Consider the following 26,382-nt stretch of genomic DNA (forward strand, 5'->3'; position numbering starts at 1 on the left):
GCGCGTGAGCGGATGGGGATCGCCATCTTCGAGAAGTGGAGTGCCCACGACTTCGACGAACTGGTGCGCCTCATGCGCAAGTTCGCCGACGAGTTGGTGCGGGAGCCGGGCGGGACCTGAGCAAGGCTTTGATGCTCGGGGCGGTCATCCAAGGCTCAACACACCGCCTGCTGGCGTATAGCGCGACAGGTTGGGTCCGCAATCCACCTCAGGCCGCATCCGGAGCTGCGCGGGACCGCGCGTGTCCGCACGGTGGCGAAGTTCCTGACGGAGGCCATCCAAGGAGCGGCGGACTGAGCCGCGGTCCGGGGATCCGCCCGACAGCAGAGCCCACTGCTTCCTGTCTTGCTAGGGACAGAGCCGCTCGACCGATTTGATCCGCACTGCTCCGTCGACGTTCGGGTCGTTCGTCTGGTCGCCGATGGCGATGGTGCCGTTCGCCGCGAAGTTGTTCCGCGTGAGCTTCGCGACACCATCGATGCTCACCGTCGCCACCTTCGCTGCGTCCACCGAGAGCTCGTAGACATGATACGCGCCGTCGGTCACCGAGAACGCCGCGGACTGAGTGCCGTCCGCCCAGCCGATCGCCGCGCTGTCGAGGTAGATCATCTGCGAGCGATCCACGCTCTGTCCGAACGGAGGCGTGAAGCTCCCCAGGATGGCTGCTCCGCTGTCGAGCTGGTTGTGGGTGTTCACCGACTCGACCTGCATCGTCACGCGGAGCGTGAACGGCTTCGTTGCGTCGAGCGAGTTCGCCCGCGTGATGAGCAGCTGCCCGCTCGTTTGCGCGCCGCTGTTCGTCGACGTCGCGAGGCGAACGTAGTCCACGCCGTACGTGAGCGTGTTCGGCGTCTGCGAGACCGTCGTCCAGCCTTGTGCCGTGATGTCGTCACCGCCGACCAGCAGCGGAACGCTCGCGCGAGCCGTCCACCGCGTCGTCGACGTCGCTGGCACGCACGTCTCGCAGGCGTTCCCCGGGTTCGGCGCACCCGCGGCGTAGACCACGCCGTCGATGAAGCACTTCGGGGTGCACACGCCGGCCGAGCAAACCTGTCCCGGGTTGCACGACGTCCCGTCAGCGCGTTGCGTCCACGCGGTCGCGGACGTCGCCGGCGTGCACTGTTCGCACGAATTCGCCGCGTTCACCGCTCCGGCGGCGACCTGCTTGCCGTCGATCTGACAGATCGCGACACAGACGCTGCCCTCACAAGCCGCTCCGGTCGCGCACGCATTGTCGCAACCACCGCAGTGCTTCGGGTCGCTCACGGTGTTCACGCAGGAGTCGCCGCACAGCTCGACGCCGACGCTGTTGCACATCACCGGTGTGGAGGCGTCGGGGCTGGGAATGGAATTATCGCCGCAAGCAGCGACGAAGCCGAGCACGACGAGGCAGGAGAGAGCGGTAGAGCGAATGGAGAGCATCGTGCCTGCCATCTTAAGCGACCCCACGCCCGCGCGGAGTGTGATACGGCAATGAGTAGGACTGCATGTGCCCCAGTGTGCGTGCGCCGTGAGCTGGGCTACGACGGCCCTGGCCGATGGCAGCGTCATCACACTCACGACGCGGGCCTATGACGCGGCGAGCAACGTCACCACGTCCGTGCCCATCTCCGTCAAGGTGAACTGACTCCTCGGCAACCCGGCCCGGCGGCCGAGCCTTCGAGCTGGCTGAGATAGGCACCGAACATGTCGGCCATCGCCCCGGCATAGGCTTCGACCTCCTGTTCGGTGCGCTCCTGCTCGGAGATCCGCTTTCCCACGGCACTGAGCGACATCATGATCACATCTCCCGCGAGTGCGCGCTTCTTCTCCGAGGCTGTTGGGAGCGCCTCGCGCATGAAGTTCTGCACAGCGCGCGTGCCGGACACGCGCGACTCCTTGGCCTCGGGTGCGTCGCGATAGAGCGGCGCCGCGTCGTTGAGCGCGATCCGCATCTCGGCCTCCGCGCACTCGGAGCGAATGAAGGCGTGCACGACCTCGCGAAGGCGCTCGAGTGGGGGCCTGGTCGAATCCTCGAGGATGCCGCGCAGCAACTCGCCATTCTGCCGCCACTCCTCGGCCTGCAGACGAAAGAGGATCGCCGCCTTGTTCGGGAAATATTGGTAGAGCGATCCAACGCTGATTCCAGCCTTCTCGGCGACGCGTGCGGTGGTGAAGCGGTGCGCGCCGTCACGCGCCAGAACCTGAGCAGCGGCGGCGAGAATGTCGGCGACGAGCTGCGCGGAACGGGCCTGCCTGGGCTGTTTTCGCGAGGAAATACATGGGGTTGGACGATTCGTCACGAAGCGCCTCGGGAACGCGAATGGGAAATGCGAATGATTAATCGTATTTCCTGGTCAGGCGCAAGGACGCGCTTTCAACCTGACCAGGACATCCGATGACCACACTTTCCGCCGCACCACTCGCCCCCCTGCTCGATCGTCTGTTCGCGCAAGCCGACCAGTCGTCGGCCGCGCTCATGTCGACCTTCGCCCAGATGCCGGAGCAGGAGCGTGCCCGGCTGATGGCGAGCAGGACCGACTACCTCGAGTTCTACTCGACGATGAAGGACGAGGCGCTCGCCGTCTCTCGCGAAACCGGCACGCTGCTCTACATGCTGGCGCGTACCTGCCGCGCGCGGACGATCGTCGAGTTCGGCACCTCGTTCGGCATCTCGACCCTGCACCTGGCGGCGGCGCTCCGCGACAATGGCGGCGGCCGATTGATCACGAGTGAGTTCGAGCCGTCGAAGATCGTCCGCGCACGAGAGAACATCGCGGCGGGCGGGCTCGCGGACCTCGTGGAGATTCGCGAGGGCGACGCGCTCCAGACGCTCGCCCAAGGCTTGCCCGAGCAGATCGATCTGTTGCTGCTCGACGGCGCCAAGGGGCTCTATCCGGCCATCCTGTCTCTCGTCGAAGGTCGGCTGCGCCCAGGCGCCTTGATCCTCGCCGACAATGCGGATTGGTGCCCGGAGTATCTGGAGCGCGTCCGCTCGCCCCAGCAGGGCTATCTGTCGGTGCCGTTCGCCAGCGATGTGGAGCTGTCGATGCGGATCGGTTGAGCGCCTCAGTCGGCCTGCGTCGGTTCAGCTCGCCTCGCCATCAGGACTGGCGAGAACGACGACATAGCCGTCCAGATCCTCGATCCAGATCTCCCGGTGTTGCGGAGCGGGGTTGACGTGCGGCTCTTCAATCACCCGCGCGCCCAGACGTCTCACGCGTTCGACGGCAGCATCGAAGTCGTCGACCTCGAACCAAAGAAGGACGCCATGGCCGTGCGGTGCCCGATCGGCGCCCATCAAATTGGGGTGCTCCTCGGCATCCCAACGATGCAGTTGGAGGACGAGGGTCTCTCCACTCCTCAGGCGGTCATAGAAGAGCCGGTGGGGATGGTTCGGATCGCCCCCGTGCAACTGCAGCAGCGTCTGGTACCACGCGCTGCTGGCCTTCACGTCCTTCACCGCGATCAGCGGCTGAGGCCTGACCGTGAGTCGACTGGGTGGACGCATCGAGACCTCGGAGGAGAGAAACGCGCGACGTGGCGTTCTGCGCCGACCCTAGCATACAGACGGCTGTGAACCTGGCCTGGTGTCTGGGGCACCTGGAGGGTGGCCTGGGCAAGCGTGTCCCTCAAGGGGCTGCGCTGTCTGTCCACCGACCGGGCGCACTGAATAGAATTTCCGATAGTCGAGCGAACGCGAACGGAGGGGTGTGACGTGAGGCTGTTTCTGACGGGAATGGCGGTGAGCTGCGCGGTGGTCCTGGGCGCCGCGGGATGCACGAAGAGGAAGCAGTCCGAGGCGACCGAGACGACCGAGATGACCCAGAGACCCCTGGCCGTGAAGGAGGCGCCCGGCGCTGCCCACCGGGCCGGGTGGGTGAAGGCGCTGGCCACCAGCGACAGATGTGTTCCGGAGACACCCTCCAACTACAAGGGCGTGTGTCTGGCCGCCGCCGCCTTCGGGGACGCACGGCGGGGCCAGGCACCCACCCAGACCGTCCGCTTGTGGGGGATGACCTTCCGGGAGCGATACAAGGGGGCGAAGCGGCTCCAGCAGGACATCCTCCTGGCGGCGATCGAGCTGTCGCCCACCGCGGACGGGGGCCTGCGCGTGACGCTCTTCGAGCAGTGGCCGGAGAGCGAGTCCGACATCGACTACCTGGGCTCGGCGTGTGAGCAGCTCGACAACCACCACTTTCGAGGCCAGGGCGAGCCGCCGGAGCCGCGGTGGCTGGGGCGGCTGTGGACGGGACTGGGGCGGGAGGAGGGGCCTCGCCGGGCGCAACTCCAGCCCACGGCACAGGGATATGCGGGAGGAGAGCCCCTGCTGGAGCTGCGTGCCTTCCCCAAGGGGTGGATGGTGGCGACCGAGGAGCAGGATGCCGAGGCCGGCGAGGAGACGCGCGTGTTCGGCGTGTTCGTCCCCCCGCCCAAGCGGCGGTGATTCAGCCCTGGAGCAGGGGCTTCAAGGCGCCGCCCCAGGCGATGACCTGGTCCAGCTGCCTCCTCGTCCCAGGCCGCGTGGTGTTGAGGCTCGAGCCGCCCCAGCCAAGAGAGCCAGGCCCCTGCCGCGCACCAGATGGATGGGCCGCCTGGGCAGGGGTGTATCCCGCTACCGCGGGTCCCAGCCAGCGTTCACGGTCACCCGGTCGAGCGCGCGCACGGTGACATAGGGGACGAAGCCGGCGGCACGGGAGCGGGTGTAGGCATCGGCGATGTGCGCGGCCTGCACCGCATAGTCGACGGAGAGGACGAGCTTGCCCGCGGCGCGCACGCGCGAGGCGTTGCGGCGGTTCTCCTCACACCAGTTCTCGCTGCACGCCACGTCGTCCGACCAGTACATGTCCTCCATGGCCAGCCCATCGATGGCCTGGAGGTAGCCCGCGTAGTCGACGAGCTCCGGAGAGTTCTGCGGCATGACCCGGAAGGACGGGTTCTTGGATTTCGCGTACTCGCTGATGCGCGAGATGAGCGCCACCATCTTGTGCGCCAGGTCGTCGCGGTCGGTGCCCGCGGCGTCAGCGGGAATCTCCTCGTAGGTCACCACCATGTCGAGGTAGCAGCCATCGAAGCCAGCTGCGAGGGCCCGGTCGATGCGGCCCTGGACGATGGGCCACCAGCGCTCGTCCCAGTACTTCACGTACTGCTCGTCCGGCCAACCGTCCACCGGGCCAAGCTTCAGGTCGTCGGGGACCTGGTCCCACTCGGGACGGTACTCCTCGATGGCGCCAATCTCGAAATAGGAGAGAACCTGCTTTCCGGTGGCCTTCACCGCCGCGATCTCGTCGCTCCGGAAGTAGTCGCTCGAGCCATCACGAGACAGCTCGATGACGGCCAGGTCGAACTCGGAGCCGGCGATCTGCTCCAACCGGCCATTGGCGTACCCGGTCAGCTGATAGGTGAAGCTGGTGACGCCCGTCCAGGGCACGGGGGTCGGGTTGGTTCCGGCATCCGAGGTTCCGGCATCGGGAGGGGGGCTGCCCGCGTCCGTCCCCGCCAGCTGAACACGCACGACCAGCAGATCGAGCAGGGAGGCATCCGCCGAAGACTCGGTCCTGTAGCGCAGCTTGAAGGGGCCACCACTCACGAAGCGACTCACCGGCGCGGGGAGCTGGAGTGACGCCGACGTCCACGTCCAGGAGCGGGCGAAGGTGTTGTCACCCACCACCACCCAGGAACCGGCCTCGTAATCCCAGGCCTCGAAGAGCCAGCGCATCTCCGAACGCAGGGGGCCGCGGTAGTTGATGCCTACCTCGGCCTCCTGAACGGACGAAGCGCTCACACCCTGTGGCAAGCCATAGGCGCACGTCACCGAGCTGTTGGGAGCGAGCTCCACGTACTCCGCCCAGCGGTCCTCCGTGCCGGAGAGTGTTTGGGTCGAGAGCGCCTGGACGCTCTGCCCCGATCCAATGGAGCCACGCAGCACCTGAAGAGTGGAGCACGTCAGCGTCTGAGCGTTGACGAGCGCGGTCGCGGATGGCTCCCCGAGCCCCTCCTCCACCTCGGGAAACTCATGACAGGCGGTGAGTACCGTGAACAGGGCCAGGAACCACCGGGCGAGTAGATTTCTCACGATTGACCTCAGTCGAAATGAAGCACAGCGCACCGTACGAGGACCCTCCGCCAAGCTCAGGCGTTCCATGAAATGATCGTTTTCTCAGATGATGGTGTGAGGCTCTTCGTCGGCAATCTGAAGACACCTCTCATCGACAAGTGGCTCAAGCGGAGGTGAACGAGGTGGTAGGGGGCGTGCTGGCCCGCGCCGTCCAGCAGCGTCGGGAAACTGGCCAGACAATGAAGTCAAGTAGAAATTCAAAACCCAGTGTTGTACGACCAATGGGAGCACCCAGTCGATTCCAATGACCCGAATCTAGCCGCGAGAATCTCTGTCGGCGTGAGGGTAAACTTCAGTTGAACGAGGCATGATTCATGCTCCATTTCAAACGTTCAAAGCTGTTTCTTCGTGCCGCGTGCTCGGCTCTATTGCTCACGGGCGCGTGCACTCCGGTGAGCAGTTCGCCTGACGGGCAGGACGACGTAACAGAGGCCGCCTCGAGTCCGTTGCTCATCTCCGGCGTGAGCTTCAAGACGGTGCTCGGCAACCGATACGTGGGCGCTCAAAACAACGGCGGCGGCGCAGTCATCGCGACAGCGACGACCGCGCAAGCGTGGGAGAAGTTCACGATCGATGACATCAACGGCGGGGCCCTCGAGAGTGGAGACTCGATCTTCATCACCGCGGGCACCGGGCAGTACTTTCAGGCCGCGAACGGCGGCGGCTCGACGCTGAACGCCGCCAGCTGGAATCGCCTTGGCTGGGAGACGTTCCGCATCGTCAAGCAGAGCGGGACCGGCCCGATCGTCAATGGCGACATCGTCGGCCTGCAGACGGTAACGACTGGCCATTGGGTGTCGGCGGAGAACGGCGGCGGCAGCACGGTGTTCGCGTATGGCGCCGCGTTCGGCTCGTGGGAGCAGTTGACGATCTCCGGCTTGTCCGGAGGCACGACGCCTCCTCCCGCTACGCGCTGTGACGCTCCCGGCCTCGTCTGGAAGACTGCCAACAAGACCAACTACACGTCGTACCCGGATCCGGGCAGCGAGGAGTGCACCAAGTACAACGGCTGCACGTGGGCAGGGCAGTTTGCGGCGTGCGAAGGGAAGAAGTCGGAGGCGTGGGTGGCGGCGCACAACATCGCCGCGGTGTTCCCCAACATGAACGCGCTCAAGCTCCATGACCTTTGCTTGAAGTCCGGCTCGAAGACCATCGTGGTCACCGTGCTCGACACGTGCGCCGACTCGGACTGCGATGGTTGCTGCACCCGGAACAAGGGGAACGCCGACGCGCTGATCGACCTCGAGAGCTATACCAACGCGCGCTGGGGCGTCCCCGACGGCATGATCCAATGGGCGGACCTCGGTCCGACCCAGGGTAGCGGCTGCAACTGATTCCCACACGGGTTGACGTTGCTGGTCTCCGAGCAGCCAGCCCTGGTGCTCGGCCTCAGGAGCGGTCTTCCATGGGGCAGTCCGGGCCTTGAAGGGCCGCATGGTGCCCATCCCGTGGCCTCGCGCACGATCGCCGGGCCTTCGTGGAGCTCTTCGGCGCGGACGATCTACGCCGGGGCAGGAGGGACCTGTTCCACCGGTGCCGCGCTGGCTGCCGACGCTGCCGCGAGCCGGAGCGGCCTTCGATTCGACAGGTGTGACGCAACGGCGATGAGCGGCACCACGGCGGCGCCCACGAAGGGAACTACCTGCAATAGCGAGAATGCCAGCAGCGAACCGACGCGAACGGCGCGCGCCACGAGCCGGTGCTTCCATCGCCCGTGCGCGGCCACCGCGCTGGCGCTGGAGAGACGCAGCACGCAGAGCCCTGCCACCAGCCCGATGACCGGCACCGCGCCGATGAGCGCGAGCAGGGGCAGGGTCCGTAGCAGCGCGCGATCCGCCGCCCGGAGGAACATCCGGATGTCGTCCGGAGTCGGGAAGGCCCTGGCGCCGCACAGCGCACAGCACGCATCAGGCCCGCCCGCTCCGAGTGGCTCGGCGCATTCACGGCAGCGACAGCGGGCGAGCAGCGCGAAGACGTGGGCCCGCGTGTCCGCGGCCGGTGTGCGCGCGGTGCGGCCAATCACATCCAGTGCACCCGGCTCGCGCAGCGCACCACAGCCTGGACAGCGCAGCGCCGCGCGATGCGTTGACGTGGCACAGGCAGGGCACGCGATACGCTCCGACTCCTCCCGCGCACGGAGGATGAAATAGGCACAGGTGACCAGCCCGGTTATCGGCAGCACGGCGATGGTCGCGGCCGTCGGCGCGAAGGCGCACAGCGCAATCCCACCGATGACGAAGAGCAGCTCTCCCGCCTCCAGCACGAAGAGGACGCCCAGCTCATCCGCGCCAGGGATGGCTTCGAGCCCCTGGCGGATCCGCGTGCGCGCCTGCGCGAACGCGAGCGTCAGCGCGCCCATCGCGCCCACCACCAGGCCCCCGAGGAGGAGCCCCGAGGCGGGACGCTCGGCCGAGGAGGCGAAAGCCCCCACCTGGTAGCCCGCGAAAACCATCCCGGACACCGTGGCTGTCGCGACGGCAGCGCGCCAGCGCCACGGGCTCAAGCGCGGCCACACCGCTTCGACGTGGCCCCACACGAAACGCTGCGCCGACCAGACGGCAAAGAGGGTTCCAATCAATACCGTCGCCAGGAGCGTGGAATGGGGCGGGGCGCCCCGGTCACCTGCGCCCGCCTCGAATGCGCCAAAGGCCACGAGCAGAACGGCGGCGGCGGAGGCCACCAGGGGACGGCTCCCAAAGTAAGGCACGGCGGCTAGGACCGCCAGGTAGATTCCCACGCCATCTCCTCTCGCTTGGCCACCGGTCGACAGCGCGGAGCCCACTTTGGAGTGCTGCGCTACCCGGGGTCAAGGCGTGGAGCCGCGGTGCATGGGGACGAAGCGACCACGCACCATCCATGGGATAGGGAGGGAGGCCTGGGCAGGTGTGTACACCAGGAGTCCACACGTTGCCCTCGAGCTTGCCGGTGTCCGTGCCGCTGCCCGTCGCGCGAGAAGCGTGGCACTGGGGTGGAGGCTTCAATGGCATGCGGCCAGAGGGGCACTTCGGCTCGCGCGAAGATCAACCTTCGGCGGCTTCTATCTCAGCATGAGCAATATTGATCAACCAGCCCTCAGCGGCTTCCATCCCCCTCCTCCGCCGCCTCCTCGTACACCTCCCGCATCCGCTCCACCACCTGGCACCACAGCCATCTCGCGCGCACCTCGCAGGCGGCGGCCCGGCCGAGCTGCTCGCGCAATTCCTGTGACTTCACCAGTTGGAGCACCGCCCTCGCCAGCGCCTCAGCGTCCTTCGGCGAGAAGAGCAGCGCCGTCCGGCCGTGCTCCAGGATCTCCGCTGGCCCGCCTACCGCCGCCGCCGCAATCGGCAGCCCGTAGATCATCCCCTCGAGAATGACCATCCCGAACGGCTCGTACCAGCTCGGCACCACCAGGATGTCCGCCATCTGGTACCACTCGGCGACCTGGGACGGCGGCAGCCAGCCGGTGAAGTGCACCTGGCTCCTGTACGACTCGAGCGCCCCCGCCAGCCAGGTCCGTTCGATCTCCGCGCTGCCACCGTAGCCGCCCACCAGTACGAAATGGATGGAGGGCTCCTCGTCCAACACCTTGGGGATGGCCGCCAGCAGCTCGCGGATGCCCTTACGCTCCACGAAGCGGCCCGTGTACAGCACCCGCAGGTACTCGCCCCTGCCTCTCCCGTCGCGCCGGGGCACCGGCACGTCGTCGATGCCATTGCCCACGATACGAATCCGCCCGCGTGCCCGGGGGCACGCCTGGGCGATGAGCTCTTCTTCGCTCAGTGAAAGCGCGATCACCCGGTTCGCCGAGGAGATGACGTCCTCCTGTTCCTGCCAGTGCGTATACAGCTTGCCAATTTCATACTCGGCGCGGTCGAGCGAGTGCACCGTGAACACCAGCGGCGTACCCGTCTGCTCCTGGATGGCGCGAGCCACCGACCAGAGCCATGCGGTGTGCAGGTGCAACACGTCCGGCTTCCAGCGTCGCACCAACTCGACGCCGGCGCGGATCGCGTCGAACGGCGAGACGTGGAAGAACATGACCCCTTCCGAGTCGATGATCGGCTGGTCGATGGAGTTGCGCGCCAGGGTGGCCGGCTGCCAGGCGGTGGCGTACGAGCCACCCACCGCCAGCACCCCACCCACCAGGAGGACACCAGTGGAGAGCCCAGCGCGGGCCGAGGCGGTCGCAAGCCCCCCCACCGCGGTTCCGAGACCGCCCCAGATGACCGGTGGGTATTCTGGCGTCAGATGGAGCACTCGCATGAGGCACCTTCGAGAACGTGCGCGGGGCGGCTACAGGCCCTTGAGCTGGATTCGCCGGAACGCCACCCGCCCGGTGTGCGTCTGCAGGCCGATGAAGCTCGGTGCGGCGGGCGTGCTCACGAGCCCTCGATTGGGATCCGGGTTCACGTACTCGGTAATCTTCTGGCCGTTGAGGAACACCGTGTACCGCTGGCCCACGGCATGGATTTCGAATTCGTTCCACTGGCCCGGCGGGTGGACCGGCAGGGTGTCTGGGTTCACCGGCCCGGCGAAGCCGTAGATGGCGCCAGTCTTGTGGATGGGCGCCCCGTCATCCCGGGCCAACTGGTCGATCTGCACCTCGAACCCGAAGTCCACGCCGACGAAGGCCGTGTTGTTGTAACCCTTGCTGTTGGGAGCCGGGAACCGGAGGAACACCCCCGAGTTGTCGTCCTCCCGCCAGCGCAGCCACTCGAGCTTGAGGATGAAGTCGGGCGGCGTGGGCTCGGTGAACCAGAACAGGCCGAGGTCGTTGCCGGAGACCGACTCCAGCGTGCCGTCCACCACCACGAAGGCACCCGGGTTGCTCCGCTCGGGGGGCTGGTTTCGGATGGTGGACATGCGCCACTTGTCCGTGTTCATGCCATCGAACAGCAGCGTGAACCCGGGGTCCGCCCCCAGCATCGTCGACTGAGCCAGGAAGTGGTCCCCCAGCCTGTGCGCCAGCGCCACCCCGGTGAGCATTGGATTGGGCGAGCCGACCGTGGGGAACAGCGCCGGCCCGGCGACGTAGGCGTTGGACACGAAGTGGAAGCGGCAGTTGGGGTCCGTCACCGAGGTGCTCGGGTCGGTCCCCATCCACAGCGGTCCCGCCTCGTGGTGGGTAGTGCCCAGGCCATCGCGCCGGCCTCCCAGGGCCATGTCCGTGTAGGGCACAACCTGGCGCAGGTCCGCTCCCGGAGACACCTTCACGAAGCCCGTCGGAGTGAGCACCTCGAAGTCCTGGCCGTTGGCGAACACCCGCGCCACGTCGTCCGAGGCCTTGTCCATCTCGTCCCAGAGCAGGAGGTCGCGCTCGCTCGGGTTGAGCCGGACGAAAGCGCGTGCCACCCCCACTTCATCCACCGGCTGGTCCAGGGCCAGTGAGATGTGACTGTCCGGGTTCATCGGCTCCATCTCGCCAATGCCGCGGAGGGTGATGACGATGCGGTCGTCGTTCGCCCGCCGCATGGCGTCGAGCATCTCGATGTCTGGAATCTTCTTGAACAGCTCGGCCTCGGAGTCGGTGGTGTCGGGCCGGTCGAGACCGGCGGCGGTGATCTGGAGATGGAAATGGCGGACCAGTCCCTTCGCTGTGATGCGCCCCTTCATGAACAGGGCGGACGCCTGGAGCGCCCTCACCGCCGGGTTCAGGCCCGCCAGCGCGCGCCGCGGGATGCGGATGGTGAGATTCGAGCGCAGGTGCGCCATCAGGTTCTGGCCGATGAGCTCGGAGTGGGTGATGCCCTGGAACGAGAGCTGCGCCAGCCGGGTGCTCTCAATGGTGCCCAGCGCGATGATGACCTTCCCGTTCTCGGGCACCGGTACCGGGCCCTGCACCGTCTGCACCGCGGTGACCCGGCCCATCCCATTGCTCACCTCGGTGTCGAGCCGCACCACCCGGCAGCGTGGGACGATCATCAGGCGCTTCTTCACGTCGTCCGGGAAGCCCACGCCGAGCTGAGACTCGAAGGAGGCGAGGCGGGTGGCTTTGATGAGCAGCGGGACGGAGCTGAACTTGTTGAACGCGAACAGGCCCGGGTCGGTGCGGCCCTGGACCGCCAACGGGGCCTCCAACTTCAACTCCTGCACGAGGGCAGCGGGGGCGCCCGGCGGCGCCGGGATGGGCAGCGGGAGCTCCGCCAGCGGAATGGCAGCCGGCACCCTTCCTGCCCGAATGCCTTCGCGGAGCAGCCGGCGCAGGGCGCGGTGCATCGGTCCGTCGATGAAGTCGTTGGTGACGTCGGTGCCGATGACGCGGGATGCTTCATCGAAGTATCGGGTGTTCAGGGCATCCACGGCGGCGCCCGGCCACAGACTGCGCGGCATTTCGGTGTCGGCGGGGGTGTCGAGCAGACGCGGAGACCAGCCGCCGAAGAATACGGAGCGGCCCCCCACGCAGTAGGCAAGCCCGGGGTAGCCGAACCGCACGTCGGAGCGCCAGGGCAGGCCCCACACCTCAGCGCGAGGGACACCCGGATCCACCTCGGTGGGGCCGGGCGGGTTGAGGCCGAGCATGGGCAGGTTCTGGACGTGCTCGGTGAGGAGGAACGAGCCGGCGTCCAGCACGAGGATTCGGTGACTGTGTTTCTTGTCGCTCTGGAACAGGTGCTGGGCAAGCACCGGGCCGAAGCTGCCGCCACCAATGACGATGATGTCGAAGGGGCGGGCGTCGTTCTGTGGGCTGCCATCCGGCCGTTGGCCGTCCTTGCGCGTGCTGGACAGGGCTTCATCCAGTCCGTTGCAGATGTATCGCCCGAGCACGTCCAGAGTGAACTCGGTGCGCTGAGGACCCTTGCTGGTTGGCATGGCTCTTCTCCTGGTGGGATGGATTCAGGACCGAGCCGGTGTGATGCCGCCGTACATTCTGACTGGTAGTGCAGCGAGCGGGCGCGTCAGTTGTGTTTGTCTGACGTGGAAAGGGCCAGCAAGCGGTGGCCCCCTCCTGGTGACGCGCGAGCTGGCCTATGTGGAGCCGTTCCCGGCTTCGTTTGGAGTCTTCACTGGGACGTCCGGGTGACTCGGCCGGCGCGCCACTCGCAGCCTGGGAGATTCAACACTGCCTGGATGTCATGGCCGGGCGCCTGGCCTCGAACGACTGGTCCCCGCGCGCGTGCAGACCTTCGTGTGGCCTGCTGCTGGAGGCCCGCTATCCCACCGGGGCATACGGGTTGGCGCGCGCATCGTCCCGCGCGAGAAGCGCGAGGCCGGTCCACGCGCTGGACGCGGCGTGGGGCCAGTTGAAGTAGGACCAGCCGAGGCCCTCCCCCGTCTTCGCCTCGGCCCCGGGGGTCGCGACGAGCCCCGCGCCAACAGTCCCCGGCGCTTGGAGCTGCTGGCGGACCAGGCTGTCGAAGTAGGGCTCCGCGCCCTCGCGGAGGTCGCCACCCATGAGATGAAGCGCCATCGCAGCCCCCGCCGTCACCTCATTCTGCACGCCCTCGCCGGCGAGCGCGAACTTGAACCCCGCGAACCCCGCTGTGGTGGTCGAAAGCCGATCGAGCAGGAAGCGGAGGCTCGACGCGTTGCCCGCCGGGTTCAGCCCCGCGAGGGCCGTCCACGTCTGCACATCGGCCGGTACGACACCCGCGTTGAGCACGTCGCCCACGCCGGTACCGGTCACGTAATAGCCCTCCGGCATGTGACAGGCCTTCACCAGGCGTTGGGCGCGCTGGGCGGCCGCGACCCAACGCTCCTCGCGGGTGAGACGGTACAGGTTGGTGAAGAGCGCGAAGGCGTCGACGTTGTGCTCGACGGACCGCCACGCGCGCTTCTGCCCCCACGCATCCTCGCCACCGGTGTACCCCTGCCAGGCGTCCTTGGACGCGTGCTCCGTGTACACCCACCACGCGATGCTGCTGGCGTGGTGCAGGTAGCGGTACTGGCGCGTGGCCGCGTACATCCGGGTCAGCGCGATGCCGGCCCAGCACGCGTTGCCCACATCGCGGGTGGCACCGTCGGCGGGGAAGATCGACGTGGCGTATCCCTCGGCGCGGTCGAGGAGCGCGGTGGCGTGCGTCGCCGCGACGATGCGGCCCCCGCCGATCGGATCGTGCTCCAGGGCGATGCACAGCCCGTCAGCGAGGTCACCCGCGCGCCGGAGATCGCCGCGCGCCGCGAAGTAGATCGACGCGACGGCCGTGTCGTATGTGTCCGCGCGGTAGAACAGGTTGGATTGGGTGCCCACTCGCGGCTCGCCGGGCACGCGGTAGGTCTGGATGTAGCGCGGGCCCGACACCGAGAAGGTGTCCATCTGCTGGGCGAGGAACAGGTCGATGCGGTCGAGCGCCGTGGCGGAGGCGTCAGGCGCCACCACACGCCCCAGCGGCCAGGCGCGCACCACCGTCCGATCACGAGGCTTCCTTTCGCTCTGCCGCCCCTTCCAATCGACGAGCTTCAGGAGCTCCTGGGTGTGGTTGGTGAGGTGCTCGCCCCACCAGTCGTACACCTTCTGCTTCTGCTCATCCCCGTAGGCCACGACGCGCGCCGCGGCCTCCTGCTTCTTCTCGAAGTAGGCGGGCTCCATCCCGATGGCCTGCACCCAGCCCGTCTCGAGCCCCCCGAGGAACTCCGTCCGGTACTTGTTCGGGCTCATCCACCAGAGCGCCATGTCGTCATAGGCGGAAAACCTCACGATTTTCTTCTCGCCGGTCGCGCTCGGGCGCCGGTCGATTTCCTTCTCCATCACCTCGCCGACCCCGCGGGCAATCTGTCCCATCCGGTACCAGAGGAAGCGGTCGCGTAGCCGGCCCGCCAGCTCGGAGTAGCGGATGGCCGCCGTGTCGAGCGCGATCTGGTTCTCGTAGCGCTCCGGGTGCTGCTGCACCTGGTCGAGAAGCGCGGCGGTGTGCGCCACGGCGATGACCACCAGCGCATCCGTCAGCAGGTACAGGTACCGGTCGGGTACCGCCTCCACGCTCGCGGCCGAGATATCGGCCTGCACGAGCAGCACGGCAAGTCGGTACCGCCGCTCGTCCAGGTCCACGACGTTGGCGTAGTCGGCGAACGTGGCCCCGAGCCCCTGGAGGTCGGCCTTCACCCGCTCGAATGCCGCCGCTCCCACCGCGGCCTCCACCCGCTTGTCCACGAGCTCGGTGATGCGCGACTCGAGGACCCGGAAGAGGTCCTCCGCCGGCGTGGGGAACAGCCAGTCCTTGAGGAGCCCCGGGAAGATCGCGCTGTCGAGGAGCCACTTGAAGAAGGGGTTGACCCCCGCGCTCGTCGCCACCGCGCCGAGGAGTCCCTTGACCACGTCCGCCGCCACGATCGCCACGGCCACCTCCGGAGGGGGGCGGTGCACGCTATGGGTCACGACCGTGTGCGGTCAACGAGCACGACGCGGGAGCGGTTCGAGGTCCTGGCCCGACGGCGGCTCGCCCGGGCGCTGCGGTTGTCCGGCGCCCCCACGGAGGCCTGCCAGGAGGGTCCTCGAGGCGCGGGCCGAGCTGGGGCCCTGCGCCCGCTAACCCGTCGAAACATTGCAGTGCACTATTGGCGGATTGCCAATAATATGGCCCCATGGGTCCTCCGGTGCGTGCCGCGGTGCTGCAGGTGGTGAATGGTCCCTTCGCCATCGACGAGGTCGAGCTCGAGTCGCCGCGGACGGGCGAGCTGCGGGTGCGGGTGACGGCGAGCGGCATCTGTCACACCGACCTCACCTACCGGGCGGGCGCGGGCCGCTTCCCCTTTCCCGCCGTGCTCGGCCACGAAGGCGCTGGCGTCGTGGAGGCCGTGGGTGACGGCGTGACGGACTTCGTGCCCGGCGACGCGGTGGTGCTCAGCTACTTCTCGTGCCGCGCGTGTGGCACGTGCGCACGCCGCCATCATGCGTATTGCGAGCACGGGTACGCGGGAAACTTCTCCGGTGCCAGGCCTGATGGCTCCTTCCCCATGCGGTGGCACGGTGAGCCGATTCGCTCCAGCTTCTTCCACCAGTCCTCGTTCGCCACGCACGTGCTGGCGCACCAGCACAACGCGGTGAAGGTCGACGCGTCCGCGCCGCTCGAGCTGCTCGCGCCGCTGGGCTGCGGGTTCCAGACCGGCGCGGGCGCGGTGCTCGAGGCGTTCCGGCTCGAAGCCGGGCAGCAGCTCGCGGTGTACGGAGCGGGCGCCGTTGGCCTCGCGGCCATCATGGCGGCGCGAGTCGCCGGCGCGTCGAGCATCATCGCCGTGGACCTCAGCGCGGAGCGGCTCGAGCTGGCGCGCGAATTGGGCGCCACCGACACCTTCCTGGCGCACGAGCCCGAGCTCACGAAGACGGTTCTGAAGCGAACCCGGGGCGGCGTGGACCTGGCCCTGGAGTGCGTGGGCTCACCCCAGGTGCTGCGTCAGGCGTTCGACGTGACGCGGCCCCTGGGCACCTGCGCATTGCTCGGCCTGCCGGGTCGCGGCGCGGAAGTCTCGCTCTCGATGAGCGCGCTCCTCTCCGGGAAGAAGCTGGTGGGCATCCTGGAGGGGAATGCCGACCCGAAGACCTTCATTCCGCGCCTGGTCTCCCTGCACGCGGAAGGACGGTTTCCCATCGAGAAGCTGAGCCGCCCCTATGCCTTCGAGGCCATCAACGACGCGGTTCACGACATGGAGACGCGCACGGCAATCAAGCCGGTGCTGCACATGCACGGAGGAAGGACGCCATGACCTTCGACGAAGCAGTGAAAGCAGGGAAACTCAATACCGAAGCGGCGCTCGCGTTGTTCGACAGCCTACCCACGGTGGAGCTCGCCCTCATGCGTGGCAGGTGGAAGGGCAGCGAGCTCCAGACGGGGCACCCGATGGACGGAATGCTCAGCGCGACCGGCTGGTACGGCAAGCAGTTCATCGACGCCGAGAGCGTGCACCCGCTGCTGTTCTTCACGGAGGACCGCGCGTCGGTGTTCCCGGTGGACCCACGCAAGTGGCCGTCGCCGGGGATTCAAAGCTTCGTGGGCTCGCACCGGGCCGAGGTGGAGACCGGGCAGTTCAAGGCGCGGCTGCGCATGACGGAGTACCGCGGGAAGATCAGCGCGACGATGATCTACGATGACCGGCCCATCCTCGACGTGTTCCGGAAGGTCGACGCGGACACGGTGCTCGGCGCGATGGATACGCGAGGAATGGCGGCGCCGTACTTCTTCGTCCTGCGCCGCGATTCCGGCGCATAGGACTGTCAGCCCAGCGGCAGGTCCAGCCAGGAGGGGCCGCCGAGCGACAGCGGCGCCCCGGTGGAGTTGGATTCACAAGAAGCGCTTGAGGAGGCCGAGCTTTCCGCCATAGGGCGGGTAGCGCAGCTTCATGTCGAGCGCGAAGGGCCGCTTCACCACGCTCTTCTTGTGACTGAAGGCATCGAAGCTGGCCTGGCCGTGATAGCCGCCGAGCCCCGACTCGCCCACTCCTCCGAAAGGAAGCCCCTCGACGGCGAAGTGAACGCACACGTCGTTGGCGACCGCTCCGCCGCTCGAGGTCTCCGTGAGGACGCGCTCGTTCACCGCCGCGTCGCGCGCGAAGCTGTAGAGGGCGAGCGGCTTCGGACGGGAGCGCACGAAGCGGATGGCGTCGTCGATGCTCGGACAGTCGACGAGCGGGAGCAGGGGACCGAAGATCTCCTCCTGCATCAGCGGGCTTGACAACGGTGCATCGGTGATGACGGTGGGCGCGAAGTAGCGGCTGGGCGCGTCGCGCTCGCCGCCGAAGGCGATCTGACCGTCGGCCGCGAGCGCGGAGATTCGCTCGAAGTGGCGAGGGCTGACGATGCGGCCATAGTCGCTGCTCGTGCGCGCATCGGCACCGTAGAAGCTTCTGACGGCTTTCTGGACCAGGTCGATGAAGCGGCCCTTGAACTCGGGTGGAATGAGCACGTAATCCGGCGCGACGCATGTCTGTCCGGCGTTGACGTACTTGCCCCAGGCGATGCGTCGCGCGGTGACCTCGAGGTCCGCGCTTCTGTCGACAATGCAGGGGCTCTTTCCACCCAGCTCGAGAACGGTGGGCGTGAGGTGCCGGGCGGCGGCTTCGGCCACCACCCGGCCCACCTGGGTTCCACCAGTGAAGAAGATGAGGTCCCAGCGCTCCGCGAGGAGCGCCTGGCTCACCTCCGCGTCCCCCTCGACGACCGAGACGACTTCCGCCGGGAAGGCCTCGCCCAGCATCCGCCTGAGCACGCCCGAAGTCGCGGGTGACAGCTCGCTGGGCTTCAACACGGCCGTGCAGCCCGCGGCGAGTGCCCCGATGAGCGGCGCCATCGACAACTGGTAGGGGTAGTTCCAGGGCGAGATGATGAGCGTCACGCCGAGCGGCTCCGCATATTGGTAGGCCCGCGCCGGCTGGATGACGAGGGGCGCCGACCCCCGCCGCGGCTCCATCCACGCCTTCACGTTCTTGAGCGCGTTCTTGATCTCTCCGTAGATGTTCCCGACCTCGGTGAGGTAGGCCTCCTCCGGACTCTTCGAAAGATCCGCCTTGAGGGCGGCGAGGATCTCCGCCTCGTACTTGCGCGCCGCCCGGTCGAGCGCCTGCAACTGCTCCCGCCGCCAGTGGAGCGGGAGCGTGACTCGGGTCTCGAAGTAGGCACGCTGTTTTTCGACGAGCGCCTTCGTGTGGAGCGAAGGCGGAACGGCGGCGAGGTTGTTGAGACTCCGAGCCATGGGACTTCTCCTTCCGTGGGAGGGGGCTACTTCAGGAACTCGCCTCTTTCGGCCTTCGCGACGAGCGATGCGGGCGGCAGGAAGTGCTTCCCGTAGCGCTCCGCGAGCTCGCGCGCGCGGGTGACGAAGCCGCGCGGCCCCGTGCCGGTACGCCCTTCGTAGCCGTTGATGTATTGCACGACACCTCCCGTCCACGGCGGGAAGCCGATTCCGAGGAGGGAGCCCACGTTCGCGTCGGCGGCGGAGCGGAGGACGCCTTCGTCGAAGCACTTCACCGTGTCGATGGCCTCGGCGAACAGCATCCGCTCCTTCATGTCCTCGAAGGGGATGGTGTAACCGGGCCGGGTGAAGTGCTGGGCAAGCCCCGGCCAGAGGCCCGTGCGCTTGCCATCCACGTAGTCATAGAAGCCGCCCCCGGTGGAGCGGCCCTTGCGCTGGTACTGATCGATCATCGCGTCCATGACCGCGTAGCTGCCGTGGTCCATCCACGGCTGGCCAGCGGCCTCGGCGGCGGCCTTGGTCTCGAGGCGGATCTTTCGCGGCAGGGTCAACGTTAATTCGTCCACCAGCTGGAGCGGAGCCGCGGGGTAGCCCGCCTGGAGGCCCGCCTGCTCGATGGAGGCAGGCGCGATCCCCTCGCCCACCATGGCGATGGCCTCGTTGAGGAAGGTGCCGATCACCCGGCTGGTGAAGAAGCCCCGGCTATCGTTGACGACGATGGGCGTCTTTCCAATCTGGACCGCGATGTCGATGGCCTTCGCCAGCGTGGCGTCGCTCGTCGTCTTTCCCGCGATGAGCTCGAGCAGCGGCATCTTGTCCACCGGGGAGAAGAAGTGCATCCCGACGAAGTCGGCCGGCCGCTTCACGCCCTCGGCGAGCAGGGTGATGGGCAGGGTCGAGGTGTTGGAAGCAAGCACCGCGTCCGGGGCGACCACGCCTTGAATCTCCTGGAAGACCTGGTGCTTGAGCTTCACGTCCTCGAAGACGGCTTCGATGACCAGGTCACAACCCGCGAGCGCGGCGGCATCCGCGGTGGGTTGGATTCGCGCCAGGAGCGCGTCGCCCTTCTCCTTCGTGGACTGGCCCTTCTGGATGGCCTTCTCCACCAGCTTGACGGAGTACTGCTTGCCCTTCTCGGCGGAGGCGAGGCTCACGTCCTTGAGCACCACGTCGATGCCGGCCTTGGCGCACACATAGGCGATGCCGGCGCCCATCATCCCGGCGCCGAGGACACCGACCTTCTTCGCCGTGTGCTGCGGGAAGCCCTTCGGACGGCCGCCGCCCGACTTGATGTGCTGCATGTCGAAGAAGAACGCCTGAATCATGTTCTTCGCGACCTGGCCGGTGACGAGCTCGGTGAAGTAGCGCGACTCGATGGTGAACGCGGTGTCGATGTCCACCTGCGTGCTCTCGACGGCCGCCGCCATGATGGCGCGCGGCGCGGGCATGTTCGCGCCCTTGAGTTGCTTGCGCAGGTTGGCGGGGAACGCGGGCAGGTTCGCCGCGAGGGATGGCGAGGACGGGGTGCCGCCCGGAATCTTGTAGCCCTTCTGGTCCCACGGCTGCTGCGCCGTGGGATTCGCCTTCACCCAGGCCCTGGCCGCGGGCAGGAGCGCGTCCACCGAGTCCACCACCTCGTGCACGAGGCCCAGTTCCTTTGCCTCCCGCGGCCGGTAGCTCTGGCCCTGGAGCAGGACCTTCATCAGCGCGTCCACGATGCCGAGCATGCGCACCGCGCGCACCACGCCTCCGCCGCCGGGAAGCAGCCCGAGCGTCACCTCCGGCAGCCCGAGCTGCACGCCCTTGACGTCGGCGACGATGCGCCGGTGACACGCGAGCGCGATCTCGAGCCCACCCCCGAGCGCCGCGCCGTTGATGGCCGCGACCACGGGCTTGCTCAGGGTCTCCAGTGTCCGCAGCTGCGCTTTGATCTCCAGTCCGAGCTCGAAGACCTGCTTCGCCTCGTCCTTCTTCACGTTGCGCAAATCGTTCAGGTCACCGCCCGCGAAGAACGTCTTCTTCGCGGAGGTGATGATGACGCCCGTGAGGGTGTCCTTCTCCTTGACCAGCCGGTCCACGGTCGCGCGCATGGACTTCACATATGCGGCGTTCATCGTGTTGGCGGACTGGCCCGGATCATCCAACGTCAAGACCACGATGCCGTCGGCGTCTCGCTCCCAGCGGATGGTGTTCTGCTCGCTCATGGGTTCGCTCGAATGTTGTCGATAAAAGAGGGGGAAGAGGTTCAAACGCGCTCGACGAGGGTGGCCACGCCCATCCCGCCGCCGACGCACAGGGTGACGACCGCGCGGCGTGCCTTCCGCCGCTCGAGCTCGTCCACCACGGTCCCGAGAATCATCGCGCCGGTGGCCCCGAGCGGGTGGCCCATGGCGATCGCACCGCCGTTGACGTTGAGCTTCTCGCTCGGGATGGCGAGGTCCTTCTGGTACTTGAGGACCACGGAGGCGAAGGCCTCGTTGAGCTCGAAGAGGTCGATATCCTTGACGGAGAGGCCGGCGATCTCGAGCAACTTCCGGGTGGCCGGAATCGGGCCGGTGAGCATGAGGGTCGGGTCCGCACCGGACGTGGCAACGGCGGCGATGCGCGCCCGCGGCGTGAGGCCGAGCGCCTTGCCGACCTTCTCCGAGCCCACCAGCACGAGCGCCGCGCCGTCGACGATGCCGGACGAGTTCCCCGGCGTGTGCACGTGGTGGATCTTCTCCACGAAGTGATACTTCTGCAGCGCCACCGCGTCGAAGCCGCCGGCCTCGCCGACCCCGGCGAAGGACGGGTTGAGCTGACCGAGCGAGGCCACGGTGGAGTCCGGGCGCATGTGCTCGTCGCGGTCGAGCACGGTGAGGCCGTTCTGGTCCACCACAGGGACGACGGAGTTCTTGAAGTATCCGGCGGCCCAGGCCCTGGCCGCACGCTCCTGCGACTGCGCGGCGTAGCGATCCACGTCCTCGCGGGTGAAGCCCTCCATCGTCGCGATCAGGTCCGCGGAGATGCCCTGGGGCACGAAGTACGTGTCATAGTTGGTGGCGGGGTCCAGGGCCCAGGCGCCGCCGTCCGAGCCCATCGGGACGCGCGACATGCTCTCCACTCCGCCCGCGATGACCAGGTGCTCCCAGCCCGAGCGCACCTGCTGGGCGGCCATGTTCACCGCGGTCAGGCCCGAGGCGCAGAAGCGGTTGAGCTGGACTCCGCCGGTCGTCTCCGGGAGGCCGGCCGCGAGCACGAGGGTCCGGGCGATGTCCGCGCCCTGGTCCCCGACTGGGGAGACCACGCCGAGCACCACGTCGTCGATCCGCTGGGGATCCAGGTTCGGGTGGCGTTTCTTGAGCGCATCCACCAGGCCGACGAGCAGCGATAGGGGCTTGATTCCGTGCAGCGAGCCCTTCTTGCCCTTACCGCGAGGGGTGCGAACGGCGTCGAAGATGAAAGCTTCCTGGCTCACCGGGAGCCTCCTTGCGAAACGGTTGGTGGTTCAGAGGGAACGGGCGACGAGCTCTTTCATGATCTCATTCGCGCCAGCGAAAATCCGCAACACGCGGGTATCGGCGAACAGGTGGGCAATGGGGTACTCCTTCATGTACCCATATCCGCCAAAGAGTTGAAGGCAGCGATCCGCGACGATGCAGGCCTGGTCGGTCACCCAGTATTTGGCCATGGCCGCCGTGGTCACGTCGAGCTGACCCTCGAGGTGGGATTGGATGCAGTCATCGATGAAGGTGCGGCACACACGCTTCAGGGTCGCGCACTCCGCGAGCTCGAAGCGCGTGTTCTGCAAGGCGATGAGGGGCTTGCCGAAGACGTGACGCTGCTTGGTGTACTCGACCGTCACCTCCACGGCACGCTCGATGCTCGCCATGCCCATGAGCGCCACGATCAGCCGCTCCTGGGGCAGCTGCTGCATCATCTGGACGAAACCATGGCCCTCCTCGCCGCCGAGCAGATTGACGGCGGGGACCTTCATGTCATCGAAGAAGAGCTCGGTGGTGTCCTGGCCCTTGCCGCCGAGCTTGTCGAGGATGCGGCCCCGCGTGAAGCCGGGCGTCGTGTCGGAGACCTCGGCGCACAACAGCGAGATGCCGGCATGGCCCTTCGCATCCCCCGTCCGCACGGCGATGATGACGAAGTCACAGACGTAGCCGTTGGAGATGAACGTCTTCGCGCCGCTCACCCGGTAGAAATCGCCGTCCCGCACCGCGCGGGTGGAGATGGCCTGGAGATCCGAACCCGTCCCCGGCTCGGTCATGGCGATGGCCCCCACCCACTCGCCGCTCGCCAGCCTGGGCAGCCACTTCTGCTTCTGGGCCTCGGACGCATAGGCGAGGAGGTAATGCGCGACGATGGCGCAATGCACGCCGAAGCCCATCGAAGGGTCCCCGGCGCGGATCTGCTCCTCGATGAGGACCGCCTCGTGCGCGAACGTGCCACCACCTCCGCCGTAGGTCTCCGGAATGGACATGCACAGGAGCCCAAGCTCGCCTGCTCGTCGATAGAGCGCCTTGTCCGGATGACCCTGGGCCACGTGCTTGGGCACGTTGGGAAGGACCTCTTTCGTGAAGTAGGCGGCCGCGAGCCCGCGCACCTGCTCGAGCTCCTCCGAGCCCCATGGGGAACGTCTCGTCATGTCTGCCTCTCTCTTCTCTGGTTCCGCGCTAGAGTCCGAACGTCTTGCCGATGATGTCGCGCTGGATTTCGTTCGTGCCGCCATAGACGGTGGAGATCACCGTGGCGCGCAGATGCGACTCCATGTCGTACTCGAGGGCGTAGCCGTAGCCCCCCATCATCTGCATGCCTTCGAGCGCCACGCGCTTGGCCGTCTCGGTCGCCTTCAGCTTCGCCATCGACGCCTCGCGGGGGAGCCTCCGATCGGGTGCCTCGTCCGCCATCGCGGCCACGCGGTAGATGAGCAGCTCACAGCAATCGAGCTCGGTGGCGAGGTCCGCGATCCGGTGCTTGAGCGCCTGGAAGGAACCAATCGGCTTGCCGAACTGCTTGCGCTCCTTCACGTACGCGACGGCGTCATCGAAGGCGCGCCGGCCGCGGCCGAGCATGGACGCGGCGAGGAGGAGCCGCTCGCTGTTGAGCCCCGCCATCAGCTGGGGCCAGGCCTGGTCCACGGTTCCGACCACGGCGCTCTCGGGCAGGAAGCAGTCGGTGAAGTAGACGTCATTCACTTCCTTGCCGCCCATCGTGGGGATGCCACGAATCTCCACCCCCGGCGTGCCCGCGGGGACGCAGAACATGGTGAGGCCCTCGTGCCGCGAGCTCGAGGCGTGGGTGCGAGCCACGAGCAGGATGTGGTCCGCGAAGTGCGCGTTCGAGCACCAGGTCTTCTGCCCGTTGATGATGAATCCTCCCGGCGTCCGGGTCGCGCGGCAGGTGATCGCGGCGACGTCCGAGCCGGCCCCGGGTTCTGAAATGGAGACCGCCTCCACGCGGCCGCGGGTGATGCCGCCGAGAATCGTCTCGCGCTGGGCCTCGGTCCCGAACTTCGCGTACGGACCGGCGGCGACCGCCGTGGTGATATAGCCACCCACCGGGGCGAGCCCGTACGCGGTCCGCTCGGCGAAGAGACACATGTCGGACATGCCGCCGTCCGAGCCGCCATACTTCGACGGGATGCCCACCCCGAGCCAACCGAGCTCGGCCATCTGAGCGTAGAGTGCGGGGTTGTGGGCCTCGGTACCGTTTCCGGTCAAGGCGTCGCGTTGCGCGCGCGTCCCCGTCTTGGCGCGGCAGAACGCGTCGATGGCGGCGGCGAACGAGGCTTGCTCCGGTGTTCTCGCATGCATGGGAGTCCCTTGGGTGGTGGTTCGGGAGGTGGGGGTCAGGCGTTCGCGTAGAGCGTGGCGATGCGCTCGGCGTACTGCTCGAGGATGACGCGGCGCTTGAGCTTGAGGGTGGGCGTGAGCTGGCCCGTCGCGGGAGACCACGCCTCGGGGACCACCTCGAAGCGCTTGATCTGCTCCGCTCGGGAAAGCCGGGCGTTGGTCGAGGCAACGAGCGACTCGAGCTCGGCGCGAATCGCCGGATCGCGCGCGAGCTCGGCGTGCGACCGCGGCGCGAGGCCATGGGCCTTGGCCCAGAGCGGCGCGGCGTCCGGGTCGAGCGAGACGAGTGCCGTCACGTAGGGCCGGCCATCGCCAATCGTGATCGCCTGACCGACGAGCGGGTGCGCGCGCAGCATGCCCTCGAGCCGGGATGGCGCGATGTTCTTCCCGCTCGAGGTGATGAGGAGCTCCTTCTTGCGGTCGGTGATGGTGAGGAATCCGTCGGGGTCGAGCGTGCCGATGTCGCCGGTGGCGAGCCAGCCGTCCGCGTCGACCGCGCTGACGATCTGGCCGTCCGCGGCGAGATAGCCGAGGAACACCACGGGGCCGCGAACGAGGATTTCACCGTCCCCGGCCAGCCGGAGCTGCATTCCGGGAATGGGCCTGCCCACGGCACCCACGCGGAAGTCCGCGGACGTGCTGATGGTGGCGCAGCCGGTGGTTTCGCTCATGCCCCAGACCTCGAGCACCTTGAGCCCGAAGCCTCCGAGGTACTCGAGAATGTCGACGGGAATGGGCGCCGAGCCGCTGCTCGCCCACTCGAGCGTGTCCAGTCCGAGCATCTTGCGCAGGGGCTTGAGGACCCTGGCATCCGCCTCCGCGACCTTCTGCAGGAGCTCCGGGGGCACGGCTTTTCCGGCGCCTTCGAGCCGGAAGGTCTCCAGGGCCACCGCATGAGCGGAGAGGATGGCCTCGCGCTGAGGAGGCTCGAGCGTGCCCAGCTTCGCCCGCAGACCCCCGGCGAGCTTCTCCCAGACGCGCGGCACTCCGAAGAACGAAGGGGGAGACACCTTGGCCATCAGCGGCACCACGCCCGCCGGATCCGCGCAGATGTGCACGTGCAGCGCCTTGTAGAGCGCGCGGTAGAAGCCGAGCTCGCGCTCCGCGATATGCGCCAGCGGGAGATAGGCGATCGACGGGGACTGCATGGGAATGGGGATGACGAGGTCCACCGCGATCGCCTCATAGAAGGCGTTCCGGTGGCTCAGCACCACGCCTTTGGGGTCGCCAGTGGTGCCCGAGGTGTACATCATCGCGATCGGGTCCTCGGGCCGGATGGTTCTCCAGCCGTCCTCGAAGACCGTGGGATCCGCCTGGTGCAACCTGCGTCCCTCGGCCTCGACCTCCGCGAAGGAGACGAAGCGCGCATCCCCGGCTGGGATGGCCGATGAATCCAGGACGATGATCCGTTTGAGCGCCGGGAGCGTTTCGAGCACCGGCCGCCACCGTGCGACCTCCTCCGCGCCCTCCAGCACCACCACCGTGGCCTGGCTGTGCCGCGCGACGTAGCCCACCTGCTCGGTGCTCAGGGTCTGGTATGCGGTACAGGGAATGGCGGCGAGGTGGACTGCGGCGAAGTCGATGCTCCAGTGCTCTGGCCGGCTGGACATCATGATCATCATCCGCTCGCCTCGCGTCAGCCCGAGCGCGCCGAGCCCGCGGGCGAGCGCGGCGGTCTGTTCGCGCAGCTGTGCCCAGGTGAGCGTCTTGTCTCCGGCGCTGAGGGCGGGAGCGCCCGCATATTCTTCGGCATTGCGTTTGAGGAGCAGCGGCAGCGTGAGCTTGCTTGCCTGTGATTGGCACTGCGCTTCCAAGGCTGCGAGCGACGGACCCATGGGCA

The 26,382-nt window shown here is 67.5% G+C and carries 19 protein-coding genes; 5 read left to right on the plus strand and 14 right to left on the minus strand.

The window, feature by feature from the left end; genetic code table 11:
* Nucleotides 1-348 precede the first annotated feature (348 nt).
* Nucleotides 349-1,422, minus strand: a complete 1,074-nt coding sequence (locus NR810_RS16970; RefSeq protein ID WP_257453662.1) for a hypothetical protein — start codon at nt 1,420-1,422, stop codon at nt 349-351.
* Nucleotides 1,423-1,613: 191 nt separating this feature from the next.
* The gene (locus NR810_RS52595; RefSeq protein ID WP_257453663.1) at nt 1,614-2,282 is read right to left on the minus strand and encodes a TetR family transcriptional regulator; all 669 of its coding nucleotides are present in this window, start codon (nt 2,280-2,282) and stop codon (nt 1,614-1,616) included.
* Between the two features lie 95 nt (nt 2,283-2,377).
* Between NR810_RS52595 and NR810_RS16980 the strand changes: the two genes are divergently transcribed.
* The gene (locus NR810_RS16980) at nt 2,378-3,043 is read left to right on the plus strand and encodes an O-methyltransferase (protein WP_257453664.1); all 666 of its coding nucleotides are present in this window, start codon (nt 2,378-2,380) and stop codon (nt 3,041-3,043) included.
* 24 nt (nt 3,044-3,067) lie between these two features.
* On the opposite strand, the gene NR810_RS16985 is transcribed toward NR810_RS16980, so the two are convergent.
* Complete coding sequence (locus NR810_RS16985; protein WP_257453665.1) at nt 3,068-3,490, minus strand: VOC family protein; 423 nt, start codon at nt 3,488-3,490, stop codon at nt 3,068-3,070.
* 207 nt (nt 3,491-3,697) lie between these two features.
* On the opposite strand from NR810_RS16985, the gene NR810_RS16990 reads away from it, so the two are divergent.
* Nucleotides 3,698-4,426 carry a hypothetical protein gene (locus NR810_RS16990; protein ID WP_257453666.1) on the plus strand — a complete coding sequence of 243 codons (729 nt, stop codon included), beginning with the start codon at nt 3,698-3,700 and terminating at the stop codon, nt 4,424-4,426.
* A gap of 168 nt (nt 4,427-4,594) precedes the next feature.
* Here the strand turns inward: NR810_RS16990 and NR810_RS16995 are convergent, their stop codons facing one another.
* A complete protein-coding gene (locus NR810_RS16995) occupies nt 4,595-6,055 on the minus strand; it encodes an endo alpha-1,4 polygalactosaminidase (RefSeq protein WP_257453667.1) in 1,461 nt (486 codons plus the stop codon).
* A gap of 356 nt (nt 6,056-6,411) precedes the next feature.
* Between NR810_RS16995 and NR810_RS17000 the strand changes: the two genes are divergently transcribed.
* Complete coding sequence (locus NR810_RS17000; protein ID WP_257453668.1) at nt 6,412-7,431, plus strand: fascin domain-containing protein; 1,020 nt, start codon at nt 6,412-6,414, stop codon at nt 7,429-7,431.
* A 167-nt stretch (nt 7,432-7,598) separates the two neighbouring features.
* Here NR810_RS17000 and NR810_RS17005 read toward each other — a convergent pair whose 3' ends face one another.
* The 4 genes from NR810_RS17005 to NR810_RS17020 form a co-directional block, all read right to left on the minus strand.
* Complete coding sequence (locus NR810_RS17005; protein ID WP_257453669.1) at nt 7,599-8,558, minus strand: hypothetical protein; 960 nt, start codon at nt 8,556-8,558, stop codon at nt 7,599-7,601.
* Nucleotides 8,559-9,169: 611 nt separating this feature from the next.
* Nucleotides 9,170-10,342: a glycosyltransferase family 4 protein gene (locus NR810_RS17010; RefSeq protein ID WP_257453670.1), complete on the minus strand. Its 1,173-nt coding sequence runs from the start codon at nt 10,340-10,342 to the stop codon at nt 9,170-9,172.
* A gap of 30 nt (nt 10,343-10,372) precedes the next feature.
* Nucleotides 10,373-12,889, minus strand: a complete 2,517-nt coding sequence (locus NR810_RS17015) for a family 16 glycoside hydrolase (protein ID WP_257453671.1) — start codon at nt 12,887-12,889, stop codon at nt 10,373-10,375.
* Between the two features lie 340 nt (nt 12,890-13,229).
* Nucleotides 13,230-15,353: a hypothetical protein gene (locus NR810_RS17020; RefSeq protein ID WP_257453672.1), complete on the minus strand. Its 2,124-nt coding sequence runs from the start codon at nt 15,351-15,353 to the stop codon at nt 13,230-13,232.
* A 245-nt stretch (nt 15,354-15,598) separates the two neighbouring features.
* Between NR810_RS17020 and NR810_RS17025 the strand changes: the two genes are divergently transcribed.
* Both NR810_RS17025 and NR810_RS17030 read left to right on the plus strand, forming a co-directional pair.
* Nucleotides 15,599-16,717: an NAD(P)-dependent alcohol dehydrogenase gene (locus NR810_RS17025; RefSeq protein WP_257453673.1), complete on the plus strand. Its 1,119-nt coding sequence runs from the start codon at nt 15,599-15,601 to the stop codon at nt 16,715-16,717.
* Entirely contained in the window at nt 16,714-17,220 is a 507-nt protein-coding gene (locus NR810_RS17030; RefSeq protein WP_257453674.1) for a DUF4334 domain-containing protein, read from the plus strand. The genes NR810_RS17025 and NR810_RS17030 overlap by 4 nt, the downstream gene beginning before the upstream one ends.
* A 72-nt stretch (nt 17,221-17,292) precedes the next feature.
* On the opposite strand, the gene NR810_RS17035 is transcribed toward NR810_RS17030, so the two are convergent.
* The 6 genes from NR810_RS17035 to NR810_RS17060 are packed head-to-tail and all read right to left on the minus strand — an operon-like array spanning nt 17,293 to nt 26,377.
* Nucleotides 17,293-18,699, minus strand: coding sequence for an aldehyde dehydrogenase family protein (locus NR810_RS17035; RefSeq protein ID WP_257453675.1), 1,407 nt, complete (start codon nt 18,697-18,699; stop codon nt 17,293-17,295).
* A gap of 26 nt (nt 18,700-18,725) precedes the next feature.
* The gene (locus tag NR810_RS17040; RefSeq protein WP_257453676.1) at nt 18,726-20,903 is read right to left on the minus strand and encodes a 3-hydroxyacyl-CoA dehydrogenase NAD-binding domain-containing protein; all 2,178 of its coding nucleotides are present in this window, start codon (nt 20,901-20,903) and stop codon (nt 18,726-18,728) included.
* A 41-nt stretch (nt 20,904-20,944) separates the two neighbouring features.
* Entirely contained in the window at nt 20,945-22,156 is a 1,212-nt protein-coding gene (locus tag NR810_RS17045) for an acetyl-CoA C-acetyltransferase (protein WP_257453677.1), read from the minus strand.
* Nucleotides 22,157-22,186: 30 nt separating this feature from the next.
* On the minus strand, nt 22,187-23,335 hold the full coding sequence (locus NR810_RS17050; RefSeq protein WP_257453678.1) for an acyl-CoA dehydrogenase family protein: 1,149 nt from the start codon (nt 23,333-23,335) through the stop codon (nt 22,187-22,189).
* Between the two features lie 28 nt (nt 23,336-23,363).
* Entirely contained in the window at nt 23,364-24,503 is a 1,140-nt protein-coding gene (locus NR810_RS17055) for an acyl-CoA dehydrogenase family protein (protein WP_257453679.1), read from the minus strand.
* Nucleotides 24,504-24,538: 35 nt separating this feature from the next.
* Nucleotides 24,539-26,377: an AMP-dependent synthetase/ligase gene (locus tag NR810_RS17060; RefSeq protein WP_257453680.1), complete on the minus strand. Its 1,839-nt coding sequence runs from the start codon at nt 26,375-26,377 to the stop codon at nt 24,539-24,541.
* Nucleotides 26,378-26,382 lie beyond the last annotated feature (5 nt).

Origin of the sequence: Archangium lipolyticum (assembly GCF_024623785.1) — a bacterium.
In the GTDB taxonomy this organism is placed as follows: domain Bacteria; phylum Myxococcota; class Myxococcia; order Myxococcales; family Myxococcaceae; genus Archangium; species Archangium lipolyticum.

Bases quoted from the DNA above. Each gene is read 5' to 3' on its own strand.
- NR810_RS17035 (WP_257453675.1), bottom strand. From the start codon at position 18,699: ATGGCTCGGAGTCTCAACAACCTCGCCGCCGTTCCGCCTTCGCTCCAC.
- NR810_RS17015 (WP_257453671.1), bottom strand. From the start codon at position 12,889: ATGCCAACCAGCAAGGGTCCTCAGCGCACCGAGTTCACTCTGGACGTG.
- NR810_RS17060 (WP_257453680.1), bottom strand. From the start codon at position 26,377: ATGGGTCCGTCGCTCGCAGCCTTGGAAGCGCAGTGCCAATCACAGGCA.
- NR810_RS17000 (WP_257453668.1), top strand. From the start codon at position 6,412: ATGCTCCATTTCAAACGTTCAAAGCTGTTTCTTCGTGCCGCGTGCTCG.
- NR810_RS16970 (WP_257453662.1), bottom strand. From the start codon at position 1,422: ATGCTCTCCATTCGCTCTACCGCTCTCTCCTGCCTCGTCGTGCTCGGC.
- NR810_RS17025 (WP_257453673.1), top strand. From the start codon at position 15,599: ATGGGTCCTCCGGTGCGTGCCGCGGTGCTGCAGGTGGTGAATGGTCCC.
- NR810_RS17030 (WP_257453674.1), top strand. From the start codon at position 16,714: ATGACCTTCGACGAAGCAGTGAAAGCAGGGAAACTCAATACCGAAGCG.
- NR810_RS17040 (WP_257453676.1), bottom strand. From the start codon at position 20,903: ATGAGCGAGCAGAACACCATCCGCTGGGAGCGAGACGCCGACGGCATC.
- NR810_RS16985 (WP_257453665.1), bottom strand. From the start codon at position 3,490: ATGCGTCCACCCAGTCGACTCACGGTCAGGCCTCAGCCGCTGATCGCG.
- NR810_RS16980 (WP_257453664.1), top strand. From the start codon at position 2,378: ATGACCACACTTTCCGCCGCACCACTCGCCCCCCTGCTCGATCGTCTG.
- NR810_RS17050 (WP_257453678.1), bottom strand. From the start codon at position 23,335: ATGACGAGACGTTCCCCATGGGGCTCGGAGGAGCTCGAGCAGGTGCGC.
- NR810_RS17010 (WP_257453670.1), bottom strand. From the start codon at position 10,342: ATGCGAGTGCTCCATCTGACGCCAGAATACCCACCGGTCATCTGGGGC.
- NR810_RS17055 (WP_257453679.1), bottom strand. From the start codon at position 24,503: ATGCATGCGAGAACACCGGAGCAAGCCTCGTTCGCCGCCGCCATCGAC.